This is a genomic window from Kitasatospora sp. SolWspMP-SS2h (assembly GCF_003259315.1).
GTDB lineage: Bacteria > Actinomycetota > Actinomycetes > Streptomycetales > Streptomycetaceae > Kitasatospora > Kitasatospora fiedleri.
Genome location: NZ_QLLT01000023.1, coordinates 18,465 through 40,627 on the forward strand (window position 1 = coordinate 18,465; position 22,163 = coordinate 40,627).

The 22,163-nt window shown below is 73.0% G+C and carries 18 protein-coding genes; 8 read left to right on the top strand and 10 right to left on the bottom strand.

Translation table 11 applies throughout. The annotated features are described in order from the left end of the window. The first annotated feature begins 231 nt into the window (after positions 1–231). A complete protein-coding gene (locus tag K353_RS25765; protein ID WP_111555926.1) occupies positions 232–1,566 on the top strand; it encodes a DUF1254 domain-containing protein in 1,335 nt (444 codons plus the stop codon). Between the two features lie 60 nt (positions 1,567–1,626). Here K353_RS25765 and K353_RS25770 read toward each other — a convergent pair whose 3' ends face one another. Further along, positions 1,627–3,399, bottom strand: a complete 1,773-nt coding sequence (locus K353_RS25770) for a sigma-70 family RNA polymerase sigma factor (RefSeq protein WP_111555927.1) — start codon at positions 3,397–3,399, stop codon at positions 1,627–1,629. 152 nt (positions 3,400–3,551) lie between these two features. Between K353_RS25770 and radA the strand changes: the two genes are divergently transcribed. After that, positions 3,552–5,072: a DNA repair protein RadA gene (radA, locus tag K353_RS25775; RefSeq protein WP_111555928.1), complete on the top strand. Its 1,521-nt coding sequence runs from the start codon at positions 3,552–3,554 to the stop codon at positions 5,070–5,072. Between the two features lie 169 nt (positions 5,073–5,241). Beyond that, positions 5,242–6,300, top strand: a complete 1,059-nt coding sequence (gene disA, locus K353_RS25780; RefSeq protein WP_111555992.1) for a DNA integrity scanning diadenylate cyclase DisA — start codon at positions 5,242–5,244, stop codon at positions 6,298–6,300. An 81-nt stretch (positions 6,301–6,381) separates the two neighbouring features. On the opposite strand, the gene K353_RS34530 is transcribed toward disA, so the two are convergent. Further along, entirely contained in the window at positions 6,382–7,287 is a 906-nt protein-coding gene (locus K353_RS34530; protein WP_158585490.1) for a hypothetical protein, read from the bottom strand. A 133-nt stretch (positions 7,288–7,420) separates the two neighbouring features. On the opposite strand from K353_RS34530, the gene K353_RS25795 reads away from it, so the two are divergent. After that, complete coding sequence (locus K353_RS25795; RefSeq protein ID WP_111555931.1) at positions 7,421–8,215, top strand: rhomboid family intramembrane serine protease; 795 nt, start codon at positions 7,421–7,423, stop codon at positions 8,213–8,215. Positions 8,216–8,250: 35 nt separating this feature from the next. Next, positions 8,251–9,156, top strand: coding sequence for an A/G-specific adenine glycosylase (locus K353_RS25800; protein WP_111555932.1), 906 nt, complete (start codon positions 8,251–8,253; stop codon positions 9,154–9,156). A 73-nt stretch (positions 9,157–9,229) separates the two neighbouring features. Here K353_RS25800 and K353_RS25805 read toward each other — a convergent pair whose 3' ends face one another. After that, on the bottom strand, positions 9,230–10,843 hold the full coding sequence (locus K353_RS25805) for an MDR family MFS transporter (protein ID WP_111555933.1): 1,614 nt from the start codon (positions 10,841–10,843) through the stop codon (positions 9,230–9,232). Between the two features lie 209 nt (positions 10,844–11,052). On the opposite strand from K353_RS25805, the gene K353_RS36965 reads away from it, so the two are divergent. Beyond that, positions 11,053–11,649 (top strand): TetR/AcrR family transcriptional regulator, encoded by a 597-nt coding sequence (locus K353_RS36965; RefSeq protein ID WP_111555934.1) that lies wholly within the window; start codon positions 11,053–11,055, stop codon positions 11,647–11,649. Between the two features lie 36 nt (positions 11,650–11,685). Here the strand turns inward: K353_RS36965 and K353_RS36640 are convergent, their stop codons facing one another. Further along, positions 11,686–12,762: a M23 family metallopeptidase gene (locus tag K353_RS36640; protein ID WP_111555935.1), complete on the bottom strand. Its 1,077-nt coding sequence runs from the start codon at positions 12,760–12,762 to the stop codon at positions 11,686–11,688. A gap of 363 nt (positions 12,763–13,125) precedes the next feature. Between K353_RS36640 and K353_RS25820 the strand changes: the two genes are divergently transcribed. Continuing rightward, entirely contained in the window at positions 13,126–14,232 is a 1,107-nt protein-coding gene (locus K353_RS25820; protein WP_111555936.1) for a low specificity L-threonine aldolase, read from the top strand. Positions 14,233–14,326: 94 nt separating this feature from the next. Here the strand turns inward: K353_RS25820 and K353_RS25825 are convergent, their stop codons facing one another. Beyond that, positions 14,327–16,606 carry an immune inhibitor A domain-containing protein gene (locus K353_RS25825; RefSeq protein WP_233533842.1) on the bottom strand — a complete coding sequence of 760 codons (2,280 nt, stop codon included), beginning with the start codon at positions 16,604–16,606 and terminating at the stop codon, positions 14,327–14,329. A 439-nt stretch (positions 16,607–17,045) separates the two neighbouring features. Next, a complete protein-coding gene (locus K353_RS25830) occupies positions 17,046–19,565 on the bottom strand; it encodes an ATP-dependent Clp protease ATP-binding subunit (protein ID WP_100837683.1) in 2,520 nt (839 codons plus the stop codon). Positions 19,566–20,098: 533 nt separating this feature from the next. Here K353_RS25830 and K353_RS25835 point away from each other — a divergent pair. After that, positions 20,099–20,461, top strand: a complete 363-nt coding sequence (locus K353_RS25835) for a hypothetical protein (RefSeq protein ID WP_111555937.1) — start codon at positions 20,099–20,101, stop codon at positions 20,459–20,461. Between the two features lie 41 nt (positions 20,462–20,502). On the opposite strand, the gene K353_RS25840 is transcribed toward K353_RS25835, so the two are convergent. From K353_RS25840 to K353_RS34945, 4 genes are all read right to left on the bottom strand, one after another. Continuing rightward, complete coding sequence (locus K353_RS25840) at positions 20,503–20,868, bottom strand: Lsr2 family protein (protein ID WP_100837685.1); 366 nt, start codon at positions 20,866–20,868, stop codon at positions 20,503–20,505. 104 nt (positions 20,869–20,972) lie between these two features. Then, positions 20,973–21,500 carry an amino-acid N-acetyltransferase gene (locus tag K353_RS25845; RefSeq protein WP_111555938.1) on the bottom strand — a complete coding sequence of 176 codons (528 nt, stop codon included), beginning with the start codon at positions 21,498–21,500 and terminating at the stop codon, positions 20,973–20,975. An 11-nt stretch (positions 21,501–21,511) separates the two neighbouring features. Further along, positions 21,512–21,904 carry a BlaI/MecI/CopY family transcriptional regulator gene (locus K353_RS25850; protein WP_111555994.1) on the bottom strand — a complete coding sequence of 131 codons (393 nt, stop codon included), beginning with the start codon at positions 21,902–21,904 and terminating at the stop codon, positions 21,512–21,514. Positions 21,905–22,008: 104 nt separating this feature from the next. Beyond that, positions 22,009–22,161, bottom strand: a complete 153-nt coding sequence (locus K353_RS34945) for a hypothetical protein (RefSeq protein ID WP_199528246.1) — start codon at positions 22,159–22,161, stop codon at positions 22,009–22,011. Positions 22,162–22,163 lie beyond the last annotated feature (2 nt).

A 22,163-nucleotide genomic window follows, 5' to 3' on the forward strand; every position in this document is an offset into this window, starting at 1 on the left:
GGTCCATGCGCCGCGTTCACCGGGAGCGGAGCGGTTCTGCCGGGAGCAGACCGCGGACCGGCTGACGGGACGTCGACTTCCCGGCGTGCCGGACCGGAGGGGAGCGCATAGCATCCCGGTGTACCGGTATGTCGGAATGTTCCCTTTCCGTGGGGAGGAGGGCGGGAGGGAAACCCGGCGCGCCCCGCCCCGGCCCTCCGCCGAAGTCACCGAGCAGACAAGGACGTTCGCATGGCTGACGCCACGCCCGAGATGCTGGCCGCCGAGGCCTTCGTGTACGGCTCCCCGCTGGTGGCCGACCTGACCGCCGTGGACACCCTCGTCCGCCGGGGGTTCGGCGCGGTCGGCCCGACCCCCTGGAACGCCTTCGGCCACTCCACCCGACTCGCCGACGCCGACACGGACTTCGTGTCGGTGAACAACGACACGCTGTACTCGAACGCGCCGCTGGACCTCTCCGCCGGTCCGCTGCTGCTGCACGTCCCGGACACCGGCGGCGCGTACGACGTGCTCCAGTTCATCGACGCCTGGACGAACAACTTCGCCTACGTGGGCCGCCGTTCGTCCGGCACCGCCGAGCAGACCTGGCTGATCGCCCCGCCCGGCTGGCAGGGCGAGCCGCCGCCGGACGTGCCGGTGATCGTCGCGCCGACCACGGTCGCGGTGATCGCCGGCCGCAACTCCTGCGCCGGGCCGGACGACCTCGACCGGGTCCGGGACCTCCAGCGGCAGCTCACCCTCACCCCGCTGGAGGGCGGCTCCGGCACCCCGGCCGGGCTGCCGGAGCCGGACGCGGACGTCCCGGCCGAGCTGCTCTTCCTGGAGCGGCTGCGGCGCTGGATGGCGGCCTTCCCGCCCGCCGCCGCCGACGTCGCCTTCCAGCAGCGCTTCGCCCCGATCGGGCTGCTCGACCAGGGCCGCTCGCCCTACCTGGACGGCCCGGCCGAGTGGACGGCGGCGCTCGCCAAGGGCCTGGCCGCCGGCCGGGAGCGGGTGGAGGCGGCGACCGCCGGGGCCGGCGAACCGACCGGCGAGTGGTCCGCCAACCTGCACCTGTTCGACTACAACCTGGACCACCTCGGCCCCGGCACCCGCGCCGAGCCGCAGTGGCGGATCGCCGACCGCCGGGCCGCGTACCTGACCCGCGCGGTCGCCGCCCGGGCCGGTCTGTGGGGCAACCACGCCTACGAGGCGGTGTACGCCACCACCCACCACGACGCCGACGGCGTCCCGCTGACCGGCGCGCACGCGTACACCCTGCGCTTCGAGCAGCCCCCGCCGGTGGGCGCGTTCTGGTCGGTGACGATGTACGGCGCCCCGGAGTACCGGCTGGTCCCCAACCCGATCGACCGGTACTCGATCGGCGACCGCACGCCCGGCCTGGTGTACGGCGAGGACGGCTCGCTGACCCTCCACCTCCGGCACGAACCCCCCACCGACCGGGACGAGCTCGCGAACTGGCTGCCCGCGCCCGCTGGCGGCTTCCGGCCGATGGTGCGGATGTACCAGCCGCAGGACGCGGTGCTCGACGGCAGCTACCGGCTGCCGGCCGTCCGGCCGCGCTGACCGGCGGGACGCGACCGCCCGGCCCGCCCCCTCCGACCCGCCGGAGGGGGCGGCACCCCGTCAGGGCGCGGGCGACCCGGACGGCGGGGCGGCGGGGGAGCCGGAGCCCGGGTCGGACGGGCTCCCGGACGACGGGGACGCCGGGGACGACGGGGAGGCCGACGGAGCCGGGGACGACGGGGACGACGGGGGAGCGGACGGCGACGGGGAGGCCGGCGCCGGGGCCGAGGCGGACGGCGAGCCGGGCGCGGTGGAGGAGCCGGACGGCGACGGGCTCGGCGGGGCGGGGGCGTCGGAGCCGCCCGCGGACGGCGAGGGGCCGCCGGGGGAGGGCAGGCCGCGGTGGTCGGTGCCGCCCTCCAGGGTGACCACGGCGGTGGAGGGCGGCAGCGCCAGGTGCGCGGTCCAGCGGGTCTGCGGGGCGCGCGACTCGTCGACCGTGACGGTCACGGTGATCCGCTGGCCGGGGGCCAGGGTGCCGGCGTCCCGGCTCAGCCGCAGCCAGTCCACGTCCAGCACGGCCTGCCAGGACAGCGGGGCGTCACCGGTGTTGGTCAGGGTCAGCACCGTGCGGCTGCCGTACTCGCCGGCCTGCACGGCCAGCCGGGCGGCGGACGGCGCCGGGGCGGGCGCGGCGGTCAGCGCGGGGCTGGAGAGCGGGGCGGACCCGGCCGAGGGCACCGCGACGGCCGGCCCCTGCAGGGCCGGCAGGGACGTTTCTGCGATCGCCCCCGCCAGCTCCAGCGACCCCACCGAGACGGCCGGCGGCAGCGCCGCAGCGGCGACCGCGGTCGGCTCCGGCACCGGCACCCGGTGCCCGGCCCCGGCGGTGGCGTCCACCCGCACCGAGGACACCGCCGAGGCGTGGTCCTCCCCGCCGTCCCGGTGCGCGCTCCACAGCGCCACCACCGGCGCGGCCAGCACCGCCGCCAGCACGCCCGTGGTGACCACCCGCTGGCGCACCGCCGCGCCGCGCGGCACCGACGGCATCCGGTGCCGGGGGAAGCCGCGCTGGTCGAACCGCGGCTCCGCCGGGCCCTGCGCGGCCCGCCGCCCCGCCGCCGCGCCGGACAGGAACGCCGCCCCGCCCGCCGTCGGCGCGGACACCGGGCGCAGCGCGCCCGGCGCGGCCAGCAGCGGCAGGCCGGGCAGCCCGGCCAGGCCGTGCCCGAGCTGCCCGGCGACCCGCTCCGCGGTGCCCCGGCAGGTCGGGCACTCCACCAGGTGCGCCACCAGTTCGCGGCGCAGCGCCGGGCCCAGCACCCAGCCCCGCCAGGACTCCGCGCCGACCCCGCCGAGCTGCGCCAGCTCCGGGCAGGAGCCGACCCCGAGCACCAGCAGCGCCGTCCTGGTGCGGCCGACCTCGGCGCCCGCCGCGTCCAGCAGCGCCGCCGCGGCCCCGGTGCTCAGGCCGAGCACCGCCGCGACCTCCGCGCCGTCCAGCCGGTGCCGGACCGCCAGCTCCAGCGCCTCGCGCTGCTCCGGGTCGGTGCCGGCCGCCTCCGGCCAGGCCAGCGAGGCGAGTTCGCGCCGCTCGCGGCCCGCGCCGGGCCCGGGCGGGCCGCCCGCCGGGCCGCCGTCCGGCGCGCCGCCCTCCAGCCGGGCCAGGCAGCAGTGCCGGGCCAGCGCGTACAGCCAGGCCCGCAGCAGGGCCGGGTCCTCGATCCGGTCGCCGTGGCGGCGGGCCAGGTCGCGGACCTCCAGGACGGCGGCCGAGGCGGCGTCGTGCGCGCAGAGCACGGACAGGCAGTAGGTGAACAGCCCGTCGACGCACGCGCCGTACGCCCGCAGGGCCGGGGACGGGTCGACGGGGTGGGGCTGGCCGGTGGTCACGGGATCGACGGTAGGCAGCCCAAACCCGTCGCCCGGGGGGTTTCGGCCGCTTGTCCTTCTTTCGGGTAACAGGACCGATCCCCTGTTCGCCCGGTTGACGCCGTCCGGGTGACGTCCGGCCGCTGTCGGTGCGAGGCGCTACGGTGGCCCGCATGGCTGCCCGTACCAAGACCACCGCCAAGCCGCGCTCCTCGTACCGCTGCACCGAGTGCGGCGCCCAGCTGCTCAAGTGGGTCGGCCGCTGCCCCGAGTGCAACGCGTGGGGGACGGTGGAGGAGTACGGCGCGGTGCCGATCCGGACGACGGCGGCCGGGCCGGTCTCCGCGCCCGCCAAGCCGATCGGGCAGGTCGACGGACAGGTCGCCACCGCCCGCTCCACCGGCGTCCCGGAGCTGGACCGGGTGCTCGGCGGGGGCCTGGTGCCGGGCGCGGTGGTGCTGCTGGCGGGCGAGCCCGGCGTCGGCAAGTCCACGCTGCTGCTGGACGTGGCGGCGAAGGCCGCGAGCGAGCGGCACCGCACGCTGTACGTCACCGGCGAGGAGTCCGCCGGGCAGGTCCGGCTGCGCGCCGACCGGATCAACGCGCTCTCCGAGCACCTCTACCTGGCCGCCGAGCAGGACCTGGGCGCGGTGCTCGGCCACATCGACGCGGTCGGCCCCGGCCTGCTGGTCCTCGACTCGGTGCAGACCATCGCCTCCGCCGAGCTGGACGGCGCCCCCGGCGGCCCGGCGCAGGTCCGCGAGGTGGCGGGCGCGCTGATCCGGGCGTCCAAGGAGCGCGGCATGGCCACCCTGCTGGTCGGCCACGTCACCAAGGACGGCCAGATCGCCGGCCCGCGCCTGCTGGAGCACCTGGTGGACGTGGTGCTCTCCTTCGAGGGCGACCGGCACGCCCGGCTGCGGCTGATCCGCGGTGTGAAGAACCGCTACGGGGCGACCGACGAGGTCGGCTGCTTCGAGCTGCACGACGAGGGCATCGTCGGCCTGGCCGACCCGTCCGGCCTGTTCCTGACCCGCCGCGACAAGCCCGTCGCGGGCACCTGCCTGACCGTCACGCTGGAGGGCAAGCGCCCGCTGGTGGCCGAGGTGCAGGCGCTGATGGTGGACTCGCAGATCCCCTCGCCCCGGCGCACCACCTCGGGCCTGGAGTCGCCGCGGATCGCGATGATCCTGGCGGTGGTCGAGCGGCACGGCGGGGTGAAGCTCGGCAAGCAGGACATCTACACCGCCACCGTCGGCGGCGTGAAGCTCACCGAGCCCTCGGCGGACCTGGCGATCGCCCTCGCGGTGGCCTCCTCCTCGACCGACACGCCGCTGCCCAACAACCTGGTGGCGATCGGCGAGGTCGGCCTGGCGGGCGAGGTGCGGCGGGTGACGGGCGTGCAGCGCCGGCTCGCCGAGGCGCACCGGCTCGGCTTCACGCACGCCCTGGTGCCGCCGGACCCGGGCAAGGTCCCGGCGGGCATGAAGGTGGTGGAGGTCTCCGACATCGGCGAGGCGCTGCGGGCGATCCCCGGCCGCCGCCCCCGCTCGAAGCCCCGGCAGGACGCGGCGCCGCCCGCGGACCAGGGCGCCCGGGCGCTCGCCCGGGCCCGCGCCCAGGCCCCCGTCCCGGCCTTCCCGGAGGAGCTGATGGCGGGCTGGGAGCCGGTCGACTCGGACGAACTGGGCTGACCCACGCCCCGCCGCGGCCGCACGCAGTTAGACTTCACCTGCTCATCGGCATCATTCGCAGCAACAACAGACAGACCGTCGGCCGCCGTGGCACACGGTCCGGGTCGGCCCAAGGAGTCACGTGGCAGCCATCGACCGGGCGGACAAGTCCTCCCGCGAGGAGGCCCTGCTGCGGGCCTCCCTCAGTGCGATCGCGCCGGGCACGGCGCTGCGGGACGGCCTGGAGCGGGTGCTCCGGGCCAACACCGGCGGCCTGATCGTGCTCGGTTTCGACAAGAGCGTGGACGCGCTGTGCACCGGCGGTTTCGTGCTGGACGTCGAGTTCACCGCCACCCGGCTGCGCGAGCTGTGCAAGCTGGACGGCGCGGTGATCCTCGACAAGGACCTCACCAAGATCCTGCGCGCGGGCGTCCACCTGATGCCGGACGCCAACATCCCCACCGACGAGACCGGCACCCGCCACCGCACCGCCGAGCGGGTCAACCGGCAGACCGGCTACCCGGTAGTCGCGGTCTCGCACTCGATGCGGCTGATCGCCATCTACGTCAACGGCGCCCGCCGGGTGCTGGAGGACTCCACCACCGTGCTCTCCCGCGCCAACCAGGCGCTGGCCACCCTGGAGCGCTACAAGCTCCGGCTGGACGAGGTGGCCGGCACGCTGTCCGCGCTGGAGATCGAGGACCTGGTCACCGTCCGGGACGTCTCGGCGGTGGTGCAGCGCCTGGAGATGGTCCGGCTGATCGCCGGGGAGATCGCCGGGTACGTGCTGGAGCTCGGCACCGACGGCCGGCTGCTCTCGCTCCAGCTGGACGAGCTGATCGCGGGCGTCGAGCCCGAGCGCGAGCTGGTGGTGCGCGACTACTTCCCGGACCGGGCCGCCAAGAAGGGCCGCACCGTCACCGAGGTGCTGTCCGACCTGGAGGCGCTCACCCACGCCGAACTGCTGGACCTCCAGACGGTGGCCAAGGCGCTCGGCTACACCGGCACCCCCGAGTCGCTCGACTCCGCGGTCTCCCCGCGCGGCTACCGGCTGCTGGCCAAGGTGCCGCGGCTGCCCAACACCGTCATCGAGCGGCTGGTCGACCACTTCGGCGGCCTCCAGAAGCTGCTCGCCGCGTCCATCGACGACCTGCAGACCGTGGAGGGCGTCGGCGAGACCCGGGCCCGCTCGGTGCGCGAGGGGCTGTCCAGGCTCGCCGAGTCCTCCATCCTGGAGCGGTACGTCTGACCGTCCCGCCCGCGCGGCCGCGAGACCGCGCCGGGCCCGCACCCGGGACGGACCGCGGGCCGACGGCGCGGTGCCGGGGGCTCAGCCCTCCAGGCGCAGCGAGGTGCGGGCGGAGAGCGGGCCGCCCGCCGGGCCGGTGAGGTCGGCCTGGACCAGGTAGTTGCCGGGCTGGGCCGGGGCGGGGTCGGGGGTGGCGCACTGGGGCTTGGAGCGCGAGCGGTCCCAGGTGAAGGTCTCGGTGACGCCGCTGTTGCCGGCGATCTGGGCCCAGGCGTCGGTGCGTTCGGTGATGCAGTCCGCGGAGGACCAGACCCGCTCGTTGGCGCTGGAGGTGACGGTCAGGAAGGAGTACTCGTGCGAGAGGTTGATCCGGCAGCCCGCCCCGGAGGAGTTGCGGACGGTCAGGGCCAGCTTCGGCTTGTCCTTCGCCGGGTACGCGCTCTGCCCCGGGGCGAGTTCGAGGGTCAGCTGCGCGGTGGTGCAGACCGGTAGCGCCATCACCTCGGTGGTGTTGACGGCGGGCGAGGCCCCGCCGCCGGGGCGGGAGTTGCCGCCGCCGGTGCCCGCCCCGCCGGAGCCGCCGGAGCCCGTCCCGCCACCTGCGGAGCCCGAGGAGCCGCTGCCGCCGGCGGAGCCGCCGCCGGTGACGCTGATCTCGCCGCCCGCGCCGGAGCCCGTCCCGCCGGTGCCGGAACCGCCGGTGCCGGAACCACTGCCGCTGGCACCGCCGTTGCCCCCGCCGCCGGTGCCGCCGGGGCGGGTGGTGATCGCGGGGCCGGTCGGGGAGGCGCCGGGGGTGATCGACTGGGCGGGCGCGGGCAGCGGCCCGTTCCCGGAGTCCTGCTTCCGCTTGTCGCCGTCGCCGCCGCCCAGCGTGAGCCAGCCGACCACCAGGAGGACGACGGCGAGGGCGACGAGGACCACGGCGCGGCGCCGCCAGTAGATCGAGGCGGGCAGGGGTCCGACGGGCTGGCGCAGAGAGGGCACGCGCAAACTCTACGAGACCCTGTGCGCCTGTTGACGCATCAACACCGCACCGGGACCACTTCTTTCACATCATCCGCCATTTGGTCCGGAAGAGGGACTCGACACGTCGTCGCGTCGCCCTATAGTCGCCCTCATGGCCTCCCCGCACGACCGCGCCCCCAGCGGCACGTCCCTCGACCCGGCGCAGATGATCGCCGAGGCGCGCAAGGCGTTCTTCACCATGTTCGGCTTCCTCTGCCTGGTCTGGGCGGTGCAGTTGGTGAACTGGCTGCTCGACGGGCGGATGGCCCTGCTGCACGGCATCCGCTCGCGGGACGTGGACAGCCTCGGGTACCTGCTGACCGCGCCGTTCCTGCACCTGAACTGGCAGCACCTGCAGGGCAATTCGGGCCCGCTGTTCGTGTTCGGGTTCCTCGCCGCGTACCGCGGGGTGCGCAAGTTCCTCGGGCTGACGGTGCTGCTGGTGGTGACCAGCGGCATGGCGGTGTGGCTGTTCGAGCGGGGGGACGTGGTGACCGTCGGCGCGAGCGGCGTGATCTTCGGCTACTTCGGCTACGTGGTGCTGCGCGGCCTGTTCGACCGGAACCTGATCGACTCGCTGATCGGCCTGGTGATGGGCGCCTCCTTCGCCTACCTGCTGACCACGGCGGTCCCCGGCACCCCGGGGGTGTCCTGGCTGGGCCACCTGGGCGGGCTGGTCGGCGGCCTGGCGGGGGCGTGGATCTTCCGGGACCGCCGCCCGAAGCAGGCGGCCGCGCTCCCCGACGGCCCCGCCGCCCCGTCGCTGCCCGCCCCGGGCGCCGCCCCGGGCCGGAAATCCGCCGCGTCCGGTGCGTCCGGTGCGTCCGGCCCGTCCGCGATCGGCCCGGCCGGGCCGGTCAGCCCGCGCGCGGACCTGCTGAAGGAGCTCGATGACCTGGGGCTTTAAGCCTCCGGCCCGGGTCGTGGCAGGATCGTAGGGCCATGGTTGCCACTGCTTCGACTCTTCCCCCGGGCGCCCTCCAGGCGCTGCACTCGACCGTCATCGGCTGGTACGAGGCCCACGCCCGCGACCTGCCCTGGCGGGCCCCCGACGCCTCGCCCTGGGCCGTGATGGTCAGCGAGTTCATGCTCCAGCAGACGCCCGTGAAGCGGGTGCTGCCCGCCTACGCGGCCTGGCTGGAGCGCTGGCCCACGCCCGCCGCGCTGGCCGCCGACGCGCCCGGCGAGGCGGTGCGGATGTGGGGCCGGCTCGGCTACCCGCGCCGCGCGCTGCGGCTGCACGGCGCGGCCGTCGCGATCACCGAGCGGCACGGCGGCGTGGTGCCGGACGACCACGCGGCGCTGCTGGCGCTGCCCGGGGTGGGGGAGTACACGGCGGCGGCGGTCGCCTCGTTCGCGTTCCGGCAGCGGCACGCGGTGCTGGACACCAACGTGCGCCGGGTGTTCGCCCGGGCGGTGACCGGCGTCGAGTACCCGGCGAACGCCACCACGGCCGCCGAGCGCCGCACCGCGCACGAGCTGCTGCCCGCGACCGACGAGCGGGCCGCGACCTGGGCGGTCGCGGTGATGGAGCTGGGCGCCCTGGTCTGCACCGCCCGCGGCCCGCAGTGCGGCGGCTGCCCGCTGCTGGCCGAGTGCGCCTGGCAGCGGGCCGGCTGCCCGCCGTACCAGGGCCCGGCGCGCCGCGGGCAGACCTACGAGGGCACCGACCGGCAGGTGCGCGGCAAGCTGCTGGCGGTGCTGCGGGACGCCCACGGGCTGGTCGGGCAGGGCCAGTTGGACGTGGTGTGGTCGGACGCGGTGCAGCGGGCCCGGGCGCTGGACGGGCTGGTCGCCGACGGCCTGGTCGAGCCGGTCGGGCCGGGCACCTACCGGCTGCCGCAGTAGCGGCGGAGCGACGCGCGGCGGCCCGGGACCGACGTCGGTCCCGGGCCGCCGCGCGTTCAGGCCGCGGGGGGCGTCAGAGCGCGCCCTCCAGGGCGGCCTCGGCCTTGGCCTCGGCGGCGTCCGCGCCGCCGCGGAGCTTGACCTCGCGGACGAACAGCGCGGCGACGACGGCGACCAGGCTGATCACCGTGCCCCACAGGAAGACGGTGTGCATGCCGTTGGAGATGCCGTGCTGGTAGGCGTTGAGCACGTCCGCCGGCAGCTGCTTCAGGGTGGCCGGGTTCATCGCCGACATGCCCTCGCCGCCGCCCTGGGCCATCTTGGCCAGGGTCTCCGGGGGGAGGGCCTTGATGGAGTCGTTGACCTGGTTGATGTACAGGGTGCCGAACAGCGCCACGCCGAACGAGCCGCCGATGGTGCGGAACAGGGTGGCGGAGGACGAGGCGACGCCCATGTCCTTCATCTCCACGCTGTTCTGCGCGACCAGCATGGTGACCTGCATCAGGAAGCCCATGCCGGCGCCGAGCACCACCATGTAGCAGGAGGAGGCGAAGCTGGTGGTGTCCACCGAGAGGGTGGAGAGCAGCAGCGAGCCGCCGGCCATCACCGCGGTGCCGATGATCGGGTAGATCCGGTACTTGCCGGTCCGGGTGATGGCCTGGCCGACCACCAGCGAGACCACGAGCATGCCGAACATCATCGGCATCAGCAGCAGGCCGGAGTTGGTCGCCGAGGCGCCCTGGACGATCTGCTGGTAGGTGGGCAGGAAGGTCACCGCGCCGAACATCGAGAAGCCGACGATGAAGCCGATGATCGAGACCATGGTGAAGTTCCGGTTCCGGAACAGCTTGAGCGGCAGGACCGGCTCGGCGACCCGCTGCTCGACGTAGCAGAAGCCGATCAGCGAGGCCACGCCGAGCGCGCCCAGGCCGAGGATCTGCTTCGAGCCCCAGGCGTACTCGTGGCCGCCCCAGGTGGTGATCAGCACGGCCGAGACGATGCCGACGGTGAGCAGGACCGCGCCGAAGTAGTCGATCTTCGCGTTGGAGCGGACCTTGGGCAGCTTCAGCACGACGACGACGAAGGCCAGCGCGATCGCGCCCAGCGGCAGGTTGACGTAGAACGTCCAGCGCCAGCTCAGGTGGTCGGTGATGAAGCCGCCGATCAGCGGGCCGCCGACGGTGGCCAGCGCCATCACGGCGGCGAACATGCCCTGGTACTTGCCGCGGTCGCGGGGCAGCACCAGCGCGCCCATGATCGACATCACGCCGACCATCAGACCGCCGGCGCCCAGGCCCTGGACGGCCCGGAAGGCGATCAGCTGGTCCATGGTCTGCGACAGGCCGGACAGCGCCGAGCCGAGCAGGAAGATGGCGATCGAGACCAGGAACGAGCCCTTGCGGCCGTACAGGTCGCCGACCTTGCCCCAGATCGGGGTGGAGGCGGCGGTGGCCAGGGTGTAGGCCGTCACCACCCAGGACATGTGCTCGGCGCCGTTCAGTTCGCCGACGATGGTCGGCATCGCGGTGCCGACGATCAGGTTGTCGAGCATGGCGAGCAGCATGGTGATCACCAGGCCGACCATCACCAGGCGGACTTCGCGGTGCGGGCGCTGCTCGAACTCGTCGGGCTTCCCGAGTTCGACCGACGGCTCCTCCGGAACCGCCTCGGACTGCTGGGTTGTCATGGTGCGTCTCTCCCGGGGCGCAGGAGCCGCGGGGTGCCGCGGCGGTACTTACTTGACGACCGGCTAGTTAATCGTCGTCCGGCACGGTAGGTTGTTCCCTAGCCGGTCGTCAAGCCAGTTTCGAAGCAGACCCTCTGGGCAGGGAGAATGCCGAGAGAACCGGACCTTGACACCCGTCCGCTCCCCGCTTAAGAGGCAGGCCGCCAGCGATGACCACCACCCAGAGCCCCCGCAGCGACACCAGAGCGCGGATCATCGACGTGGCCCTGGAGCTGTTCGCCGAGCACGGCTACGAGAAGACCTCGCTGCGGGAGATCGCCGACCGCCTCGGCGTCACCAAGGCCGCCCTCTACTACCACTTCAAGACCAAGGACGACATCGTCCGCGGCATCGTGGAGAAGATGGCCGCCCCGCTCGACGACGCCATCGCCTACGGCGAGGGCAGGCCCTGGTCGCCCGGACTCCGCGACGAGCTGCTGCGCCGCTTCGCGGCCGGGATGGGCGAGCGGGCCCCGCTGCTGCGCTTCTTCCACGAGAACCAGCCCGCGCTGCGGGAGTCTGCGGCCGGGCTGGCGTTCAAGGACCGGATGATCCGGATGATCGGCCTGCTGCACGGGCCGGAGCCGACCTTCCGCGACCGGCTGCGCGCCACCGTGGCGCTGACCTCCGTGCACTCGGCGATGTTCCTGCTCAAGGCGGACCTGTGCGAGCCCGACCGGCCGGGCCCCTCGGTCGAGGAGGCGATGGACGCGGCCCTGGAGGTCGCGCTGGAGGTCGCGGCACGCATCGAGCCGCCCGCGCGGTAGGCGCGGACGGCTCGGCGGGGTGCGGCGGGCGGCGGATCAGAAGTTGGTCGCGCCGTGCTGCTTCAGGTAGCCGACCGGGTCGATCACCTTCGCGTACTGGTTGGCGGTGCGGATCTCGAAGTGCAGGTGCGGGCCGTGCGAGTTGCCGGTGTTGCCGGACTTGCCGACCTGGTCGCCCGCGTCCACGTGCTGCCCGGCCTTGACGCCCAGCTGCGACAGGTGCGCGTACTGCGCGAAGCGGCCGTCGGAGAGCTTCAGCACGATCTGGTTGCCGTAGGCGCCCGCGTAGCCGGAGGACACCACGGTGGCGTCGCCGACCGCCAGCACCGGGGTGCCGACCGAGACCGCGAAGTCGGTGCCGGTGTGGTAGCCGGCCGCGTACGCCGCGTTGGTCTTGTGGTACGGGTTGCTGATCGTCGCGCCCGGCGCGGGGGAGGACCAGGCCGGCTTCGCGGCGGCGGCGGCCTGCTCGGCGGCGGCCTGCTGGGCGGCTGCCTGTTCGGCGGCGGCCTGGGCCGCCTGCTGCTCGGCGGCGGCCTGCTGGGCTGCCTGCTCAGCGGCGGCCTGGGCCGCCTGCTGCTCGGCGGCGGCCTGGGCGGCCTGCTGCTCCGCCGCCTGCTGGTCGGCGGCGGCCTGGGCGGCGGCCTGCTGCTCGTCGCTCTGTCCGGCGGCCAGCAGTTCGGTGCGCTCCTCGCTGCGGGAGGCCGACTCGTCCTGGGCCCGGGGCTGGGTCTGGGCCTGGGCCGGGGCGTCCGCCCCGGAGCCGCCGCCCAGCGAGGCGACGACCGCGGCCTTGACCGCGGCGGTCTGCCCGACCGGCTGCTCGGCCTGGACCGGCAGGCGGAAGTCCTGCACGGCGGTGGCGGTGGCGGTGGCGGTGCCGGTGGCGGCGGTGGCCGCGGCGGCGTGGTCGGCCGGGTGCCCGCTCTGCGCGATGGCCTGCCCGGTGGGGATCAGCAGGGCGCCGGCGGCGACCACCGCGGCGCCGGAGGCGATCGCCTTGGCGGGGGCCAGTCGGGCGGTGGTCAGCGGCGCGGAGGAGAGCACGGAACGGACGTGGCCGGTGCTGATCGCCTGGAGAACCCGGCGGCCGGTGGCGGGGAGAGAACGCATCGGAGTCGGTACCTCACGGACGGGGCCAGTGCGGGGCCGAGTCGGTGCGACTCGCCGAACTGGTGGAACGACTCCGGTGTAAACGAACCGGATGCGCAGGCCCAAGCGTGTGACCTACGACGGCCGGTAGTGCGTGAGGGGCGGGGAATACCCCCTCGGAGCCTCGGGCGGAACGGCTTTTGCCGCCCCAAACCTCCTACGGTGGGTCGTATGTCGGAAATGTGCTGTGAGCAGTGCCACCGGCGAGCGCCCGGTTTGGGCCCGAACCGGTCCGGGTAGAACCGGCTTTCGAACCAGCTGCGCGATCCGATCCACCCGCCCTCGGCCCCGGCCGGGGAACCCCCCGTCGGAGATGATCAGCTGATGAACGACACCCCTGTTCAGGACCGCCGCTTCCGGGCCCGCCGCCAGGCCGACCGCCTGCTCTCCGGCGGCCGCCCGCAGACCGTCCGCGAGGCGCTCGCCGCCCTGGCCGCCCTGGGCGACGGCCCCCTCCCGCTGGACGAGCCCGTCGACATGTACGGCAGCGGCATCGTCCGCACCCTGGAGCGGCGCACCGCCGAGCTGCTCGGCAAGCCCGACGCCGCCTACTTCCCGACCGGGACGATGGCCCAGCAGGCCGCCCTCAAGACCTGGGCCGACACCCACGGCCCGGTGGTCGCCATGCACCCGCTCGCCCACCCCGAGGTGCACGAGCGCCGCGCCCACCAGGTGCTCTCCGGCCTGCGCAGCGTCCCGCAGACCACCGCCCCCCGGCACCCCGCCGCCGCCGAGCTGGCCGCCCTGGACGAGCCGTACGACGTGCTGATGCTGGAGCTGCCGCTGCGCGACGCCGGCTTCCTGCTGCCCGACTGGGCCGAGCTGGAGGCGCTGTACGAGCTGGCCGAGCGCCAGGGCCGCCCGGTCCACCTGGACGGGGCCCGGCTCTGGGAGTCCGCCCCGCACCTGAGCCGCACCCTGCCGGAGGTCTGCGCCCGGGCCGGCTCGGTGTACGTCTCCTGCTACAAGTCGCTCGGCGGCCACAGCGGCGCCCTGGTGGCCGGCGAGGAGGAGTACGTGCGCCGGCTGCGGGTCTGGCGGCACCGCTACGGCGGCAACCTCTGGCAGCAGTGGCCGGCGGTGCTCTCCGCGCTGGCCGGCCTGGAGCGCGAGCTGCCCCGGCTGCCCGGGTACGTGGCGCACGCCAAGGTGGTCGCCGCCGCGCTCGCCGGGGCCCCGGGCGCCCGGGTGCACCCCGAGCCGCCGCACACCCACCAGTTCCGGTTCTGGCTGCCGCACCCCGCCGACCGCCTGAACGAGGCCGGTCTACGGCAGGCCGAGGAGCAGGGCGTCGCGCTGTTCGGCGCCTGGCGCGAGCCGGGCCCGCTGCCCGGCCTGTCGATGACCGAGGTGACGGTGGCCGCCGACGCCGCCGAGTGGAGCGCCGAGGAGGTCACCGAGGCGCTGGAGGACTTCCTCGCCCTGCTCTGACCGGCCCGCCCCGGCCGCCCCGGCGCGCGCCGGGCACGCGAAGGGCCCCGGCAGTTCGGAAACCGCCGGGGCCCTCGCTGTCGCTACCGCCGGGTCACTTCTTCCGGACCGGCTTGACGTGGATCAGGGCCTCCAGGTCGTTGTAGGACTGCCACAGCACCTCGATCTGGGTGCCGGTGTCCGGGACCTGGACGCTGCTGTACGGGTTGTCGGCCGACCAGTACTTGGTGGTGTGGTCGTTGAAGACCGTCACACCGCGCGAGCTCGGGATCTTGGTGAGCACGTCGGCCTTGTGGATGTTCAGGCCGTCGGTGCGCTCGAAGCCGAAGGTCGAGTCGTAGCCCTGGAAGCGCGGGCGCAGCAGCGTGCCGTCGCTCCACTTCAGCGGGGCCGGGTGGGCGTCGATCGGGAGGATCAGGCCCTGGCCCGGGTGGTTGGCCACGTTGTTGTCCGACTGCGAGGAGTCCCACAGCCAGATCAGGATGCCGTTCTGGTTGGCGTAGTGCTCCACCCAGTCCGGACGGGCGGCCGAGCCGAAGTTATACGGGCCGGTCTTCAGCGTGGTGTCGTACGAGATGTACTGGCGGTTCTCGACCAGGTAGTGCTGGTCGTAGTCCTTGGCGAACTTGCCGGTGATCCGGGAGAACCCGGTGGCGGTCCAGCCGTTGTCGCCGTTCTCGGCGCCGTCGGTGAACAGGGCCGCGCCGTCCGCGGTCACCGCGATGTTGTCCAGGGCCAGGCCCTTGTAGTGGACGCCGCCGTCGGTGGTGTTGTGGAAGCGGATCTTGACGGCCTTGCCGGCGTACGCGTCCAGCGGGAAGGACAGGTCGCCCCAGGCGCCGTTGCTGGAGCCGTTGATGGCGTTGTCCGGCAGCGCGGCGCCGTTGAAGGTGCCGGCCAGCGGGGTCCAGTTCTTGCCGCCGTCGGTGGAGACCTCGGCGTACGCGTAGTCGTAGTCCGTCTCCAGGTCGAACCAGGCCTTCGCGGTCAGCGTGGCCGAGGTCTTCCCGGTCAGGTCCAGGTCACGGGTCAGCGCGACGTTCAGGTCGTCGGCGCTGCCGCTCCACCACTCGTTGGCGCCCTCGAACGGGGTGTTGACCTCGGTGGTGACGGTCTTCGCCGGCAGGTTGACGATCAGGCCCTGCTTGCGCTTGCTGTTGTACTCGACCGGGCCGAGCAGCGAGAGCGACTCCTTGCCGGCCTTGGCGGTGTCGTAGTTCAGCCAGCCCAGCTTGAGCTTCGACCAGACGTCGAGGTCGTTCGGCATGTCGCCGATCTCGTTCTTGCCCTCGCCCAGCCAGGAGCCGGAGGACATCAGCGACCAGAAGCCGACCGAGTTGTCGATGCCCTGGCCGGAGGTGTCGTACAGGTCCGGCAGGCCCAGGTCGTGGCCGTACTCGTGGGCGAACACGCCCAGGCCGCCGTTCTCCGGCTGCATGGTGTAGTCGCCGACCCACAGGCCGGTGGCGCCGATCTGGGTGCCGCCGAGCTTGTTGTTGTCCGGGCCGGTCTTGCCGGCCTGGTTGGCGTACGCGTAGGAGCGGTGCGCCCACAGCGCGTCGGTGCCCTGGACGCCGCCGCCGGCCGACTGGTCCTCACCGGCGTGGACGATCTGGAAGTGGTCCAGGTAGCCGTCCGGCTCGTTGAAGTTGCCGTCGCCGTCGTAGTCGTAGCGGTCCCACTGGTCGTACTGCGCCAGGTCGGCCTTGATCTGGGCGTCGGTGCGGCCCTTGGCCTTCTGGTCGGCGACCCAGGCGTCGATGCCGTCGCGGATCAGGTCCTGCGCGTTGGCGCAGACGTGCTGGCCGCAGTAGTCCGAGCCGTAGCGGGCCTCGTTCCACGGCACCCGCACCCAGTCGGTGACCAGGCCGTCGACCGAGTACCGGCCGGAGGACTGGCGCTCGTAGTACGTCTTCAGCGAGGGCTTGTTCTTCGCGAAGTAGATGTCCTGGTAGTGCGCCTGGTTGTAGTCCGCCTGCCAGGCCGTCGAGTTGTCGTTCTTGCGGTCCGGGGCGGCGATCTGGTTGTGCGCCGGGCCGGGGGTGCCGCCGTACTTGACCTTGCCGTCGGCGGTCGTGGTGGTGGTGTCCACCTGGGTGCCGAAGTCCACCAGGATCGTGAAGATCTTGTCGGTGCGCTCGCGGGACAGCTCGACGTACTTGTCCCGGCCCAGCTTGATCGAGGAGCCGCTGCCGTGCTGCTCGACCTTCGCGGTCCCGTTGACCAGCTGCTCCACCGCGGCGGTCTGCTCGGCCTGCTGCTTGTCGGCCAGCGGGCTCTGCAGTTCGCGCGGGACGCTGTCGTTCTGGAGCGCCTCGGCCGGGTCGGTGGCCGTCTTGGTCGCGGGGGCGGCGGTGGCGGTCCCCGGGAGCATTCCGGCGCCCAGCGCGGCGGTCACCGCGATGGCGGCGGAAGCCGCGACGGCCCTCTTGGTTATCTTCAACGTGGTGACGTCCTCCCCTTACCGGTCGGGCTGGTCGGCCGAACCGGTGAACCAATGCAAGACAGGTGGACGACATTTGACCCAAGGTCCGGTAAAAAAGAAAGACCTTGACCCTGGCGTGGCCACGCCGCTATGCTCCCGCACCCCGGTTTCGCTGACGGTCCGTCAACCTACCCACCATTCCTGCCGGTCAAGGGTCGGTCGTGCCCGCACCGCACCGCGCTCCACCCGTTCGGCGGGCCGCCCGTCCGCATTCACAGCACACGGAAACCTAAACAGTTTTTCAACTGAAGAGCGGGACGGCAGAAAACCGCCGCCCCCGACCTGATCAGGTCGGGGGCGGCGGCTTGCCGAACGCTTTGCGGGGCTATTACTTGGTCAGGTCCGGACCGGCCGCCGAGACCGCCGCGGGAGTGTCCGCCACCGGGGACTTCTCCTCACCGCGGAAGGTGAACTTGGCTTCCTTGCCCTCGCCCTCCACACCGACCACCACGATGTGGCCGGCCCGCAGCTCACCGAATAGGATCTTCTCGGACAGGTGGTCCTCGATCTCCCGCTGGATCGTGCGGCGCAGCGGACGCGCGCCCAGGATCGGGTCGTAGCCGCGCTTGGCCAGCAGCTGCTTGGCCTCGACGCTGAGCTCGATGCCCATGTCGCGGTCCTTCATCCGCTGGTCGACCCGGGCGATCATCAGGTCGACGATCTCGATGATGTTCGCCTCGGACAGCTGGTGGAAGACGACGATGTCGTCGACGCGGTTCAGGAACTCGGGGCGGAAGTGCTGCTTGAGCTCCTCGCCGACCTTCGCCTTCATCCGCTCGTAGCCGGCCTGGACGTCGCCCGTGGCCGCGAAGCCCAGGTTGAAGCCCTTGGAGATGTCCCGGGTGCCGAGGTTGGTGGTCATGATGATGACCGTGTTCTTGAAGTCCACGACCCGGCCCTGGGAGTCGGTCAGGCGACCGTCCTCCAGGATCTGCAGCAGCGAGTTGAAGATGTCCGGGTGGGCCTTCTCGACCTCGTCGAACAGGACCACCGAGAACGGCTTGCGCCGCACCTTCTCGGTGAGCTGGCCGCCCTCCTCGTAGCCCACGTAGCCGGGCGGGGAGCCGAACAGCCGGGAGACGGTGTGCTTCTCCGAGAACTCGGACATGTCCAGCGCGATCAGCGCGTCCTCGTCCCCGAACAGGAACTCCGCCAGGGTCTTGGACAGCTCGGTCTTACCGACGCCGGACGGGCCGGCGAAGATGAACGAGCCGCCGGGGCGCTTCGGGTCCTTCAGACCCGCCCGGGTGCGGCGGATCGCCTGGGAGAGCGCCTTGATCGCGTCCTCCTGGCCGATGACCCGCTTGTGCAGCTCGTCCTCCATGCGCAGCAGGCGCGAGGACTCCTCCTCGGTCAGCTTGAAGACCGGGATGCCGGTGGCGGTGGCCAGGACCTCGGCAATGAGCTCCTCGTCCACCTCGGCCACGACGTCCATGTCGCCGGCCTTCCACTCCTTCTCCCGCTTGGCCTTCGCCTGGAGCAGCTGCTTCTCGTTGTCGCGCAGCGACGCGGCCTTCTCGAAGTCCTGCGCGTCGATCGCGGACTCCTTCTCCCGGCGCACGTCGGCGATCTTCTCGTCGAACTCGCGCAGGTCCGGCGGCGCGGTCATCCGGCGGATGCGCATCCGGGAACCGGCCTCGTCGATCAGGTCGATCGCCTTGTCCGGCAGGAAGCGGTCCGAGATGTACCGGTCGGCCAGGGTGGCGGCGGCGACCAGGGCGGCGTCGGTGATCGAGACCCGGTGGTGCGCCTCGTACCGGTCGCGCAGGCCCTTGAGGATCTCGATGGTGTGCGGGAGCGAGGGCTCGGCGACCTGGATCGGCTGGAAGCGGCGCTCCAGCGCGGCGTCCTTCTCCAGGTGCTTGCGGTACTCGTCCAGCGTGGTGGCGCCGATGGTCTGCAGCTCACCGCGGGCCAGCATCGGCTTCAGGATGGAGGCGGCGTCGATCGCGCCCTCGGCGGCGCCCGCACCCACCAGGGTGTGGAGCTCGTCGATGAACAGGATGATGTCGCCGCGGGTGCGGATCTCCTTGAGCACCTTCTTCAGGCGCTCCTCAAAGTCACCGCGGTAGCGCGAGCCGGCCACCAGGGCGCCGAGGTCGAGCGTGTAGAGCTGCTTGTCCTTCAGCGTCTCCGGGACCTCGCCCTTGACGATCGCCTGGGCCAGGCCCTCGACGACGGCGGTCTTGCCGACGCCGGGCTCGCCGATCAGCACCGGGTTGTTCTTGGTGCGGCGGGACAGCACCTGCATGACCCGCTCGATCTCCTTCTCGCGCCCGATCACCGGGTCGAGCTTGGCCTCGCGGGCGGCCTGCGTCAGGTTGCGCCCGAACTGGTCGAGCACCAGGGAGGTGGAGGGGGTGCCCTCGGCGGGGCCGCCGGCCGTGGCCGACTCCTTGCCGCTGCCGGTCTGGTAGCCGGACAGCAGCTGGATGACCTGCTGGCGCACCCGGTTCAGGTCGGCGCCGAGCTTCACCAGGACCTGGGCGGCGACGCCCTCGCCCTCGCGGATCAGGCCGAGCAGGATGTGCTCGGTGCCGATGTAGTTGTGGCCGAGCTGAAGCGCCTCGCGGAGCGACAGCTCCAGGACCTTCTTCGCCCGGGGGGTGAAGGGGATGTGCCCGGACGGGGCCTGCTGGCCCTGGCCGATGATCTCCTCCACCTGCTGGCGGACCGCCTCGAGCGAGATGCCGAGGCTCTCCAGCGCCTTTGCGGCGACACCCTCGCCCTCGTGGATCAGGCCCAGGAGGATGTGCTCGGTGCCGATGTAGTTGTGGTTGAGCATCCGGGCTTCTTCCTGTGCCAGGACGACAACCCGCCGCGCGCGGTCGGTGAACCTCTCGAACATCGTTAATCGCTCCTCAGAGCGGTCGGTCAGTTCGGGGGCCGTCCCCGCCCTGTCCTTCCGCATGCTAGTCCCGCTCAGCAGCGCGGCTACGGAACTCCCACGGAGCGGGAGCAACATGCTGCGCGACCAGCCGACACCTTTCCCAACCTGATGCTGGGAGACGGTGTTCCCAGCGACGGGCCCGATGCACCGGATCCCGCTACGCCAACGGCGAACACGGTCCGGCGGAACCGGCGGACCGGCCCCGCGGTGTGCCGCGGGCGGACTCCGCGGAGCCCGTCCACCAGCATTCATACCCGGTAATCCGGCGGGTTTCGCGTGGTTTCCCGGGGTCTGTGTTCGCCTGGCGAGAAGTCCGCCGACCGGGGACCCGGCTGACGGGCCGTCAGGTCGGCCGCGGGCGGCTCACCGCCGTCCCGGTGGCGGTCGCGTGACCGCCCGGCCCCTCCAGCGTTGCACAGGTCGTGACCCGTCCGCCGCCGCCCGCCCCGGCCGCACCCCGTGCGGCGGTCGGCTGGCGCGGATCGGACCGGGTGACCGCGCCGCTGGGGCCCGCGCGGGCCGCGCTGGGCCGGCTGGAGCGGCTGGGCCGCCCCACCGGGCCGGTGCTGCGGCAGTCCGGCCGGGCCGTCTTCCTGCTCGCCCCGGGGGCCGCCGAGCCGGTGCCCGAGCTGCTCCGCTGGCTGGGCTGGGGCCCCGAGCTGGGGCTGCCGATCGAGGCCCGGGCGGCGCACCCGGGAGACCCCCGGGTGCCCGAACCGCGGACCGCCGACTGGCTGCGGGCCGGAGCGCCGCGGCCCGCCCTGGACCTGCGCTCGCCCGCCCTGCTGCACCTGCTGGACGCCCTCGCGGACGCCTGCGCGCGGGAACGGCTGGGCCTGCCGCCCGCCCGCTGAGAGCCCCGCCGGGGCCCGGGCGGCTCCCTCGGGAGCCGCCGTCAGGAGGCGTTGGCCTTCTCGTACGCCTCGCGCACGTTGCTCGGGACGCGGCCGCGGTCGTTGACGGGGAGGCCGTTCTCCTTCGCCCAGGTGCGGATCTTGGCGGTGTCGGCCTGCCCGGCCGCGGCGGACCGGCCGCCGCCGCTGCGCCCGCCGCCGCTGCCGCCGCGCCGCGGGGCGGTCAGCCGGCCGCTCTGCTTGCGGCCCTTCTCGACGTACGGGGCGAGCAGGTCGCGGAGCTTCTCCGCGTTGTCGCTCTTCAGATCGATCTCGTAGGCCACGCCGTCCAGGGCGAACGTCACCGTCTCGTCCGCGGAGCCGCCGTCGAGATCGTCTTCCAGAATGACCTGAACCCTCTGTGCCACGGGCTTCCCTTTCCGCGATAACGATCCATTGCCTGGAGAAAGGAAAGCGTCTTTTCCCGGAAAACACAAACCCCTGTGTCGCCGGTCGTGCCGCGGGGCATGACTCACAGGTGCAGCAGCATCCGCGAGTTGCCCAGCGTGTTCGGCTTCACCCGCTCCAGGTCGAGGAACTCGGCGACGCCTTCGTCGTACGAGCGCAGGAGTTCTTCATAGACTTCTGTGGCCACGGCCGCCGGGTCTGCCGTACGATCGTCGTTTTCGCCGATCTCCACGAAGCCGTGTTTCGAGAAGAACGGAACCTCGAACGTCAGGCAGAAAATCCGACGGACGCCGAGCCAGCGCGCGGTCTCCAGCAGCTTGGCCAGCAGCAGGTGCCCGATACCGAGGCCCTTGCAGACCGGGTCCACCGCGAGGGTGCGCACCTCGGCGAGGTCCTCCCACATCACGTGCAGCGCGCCACAGGCCACCACTCGGCCGTCCTGGTCGCGTTCGGCGACCCAGAACTCCTGGACGGATTCGAACAGGGTGACGGTCGGCTTGTCGAGCAGAATGCCGTCCCGGGAGTACGCGTCGATGAGCCGGCGGACGGCGCGCACGTCGGTGGTCCGCGCACGGCGGATGGTGACCTCCATGCCGGGGAACGTTATCGTGCCGCGGGCGGCCCGGTCTCCTCGGTATCGGCGCCCGCCACCCGCAGCGCGTCGCGCAACCACTCGCGCTGTTCCGGGGACATCATCCCGAAGAAGTGCACCAGGGCGGCGGCCGGATTGTCGCTCGTCGCCCAGGCGTCGTTCATCAGCGCGGCGGTGTACGCCTCCCGGGAGGAGACCGGCTCATATCGGTATGCGCGCCCGGCGCGCTCCCGGCGCACCCAGCCCTTTCGATAGAGCTTGTCGAGCACCGTCATCACGGTGGTGTACGCGATTTCGCGTTCCGCCCGCAGATCCTGCAGAACCTCCCGAACCGTGACCGGGCGGTTCCACTGCCACACCCGGGTCATGATGTCGTTCTCGAGTTCTCCGAGTCGCCGCACCATAGTGCCGCCAAGGATAGGGCCGATGCGGACAAAAGGCGGCAAACGGCAAACGGACCGGCGCGCCGCTCCCCGGAGGGGGGAGCGGCGCGCCGGCCCGGAGACCGCTATTCGGCGGCGGAACGCGCCGCCATGGCCTCGGCGGCGGCGTCCTCCTTGGCCTTCTGGGCGCCGCCCTGGCTGCGGATGATGGCCCGCACCAGGAAGGCGAAACCGACCGCCATGACCAGCGGCGGGACGATCGCGCTGACGTACTCCATCG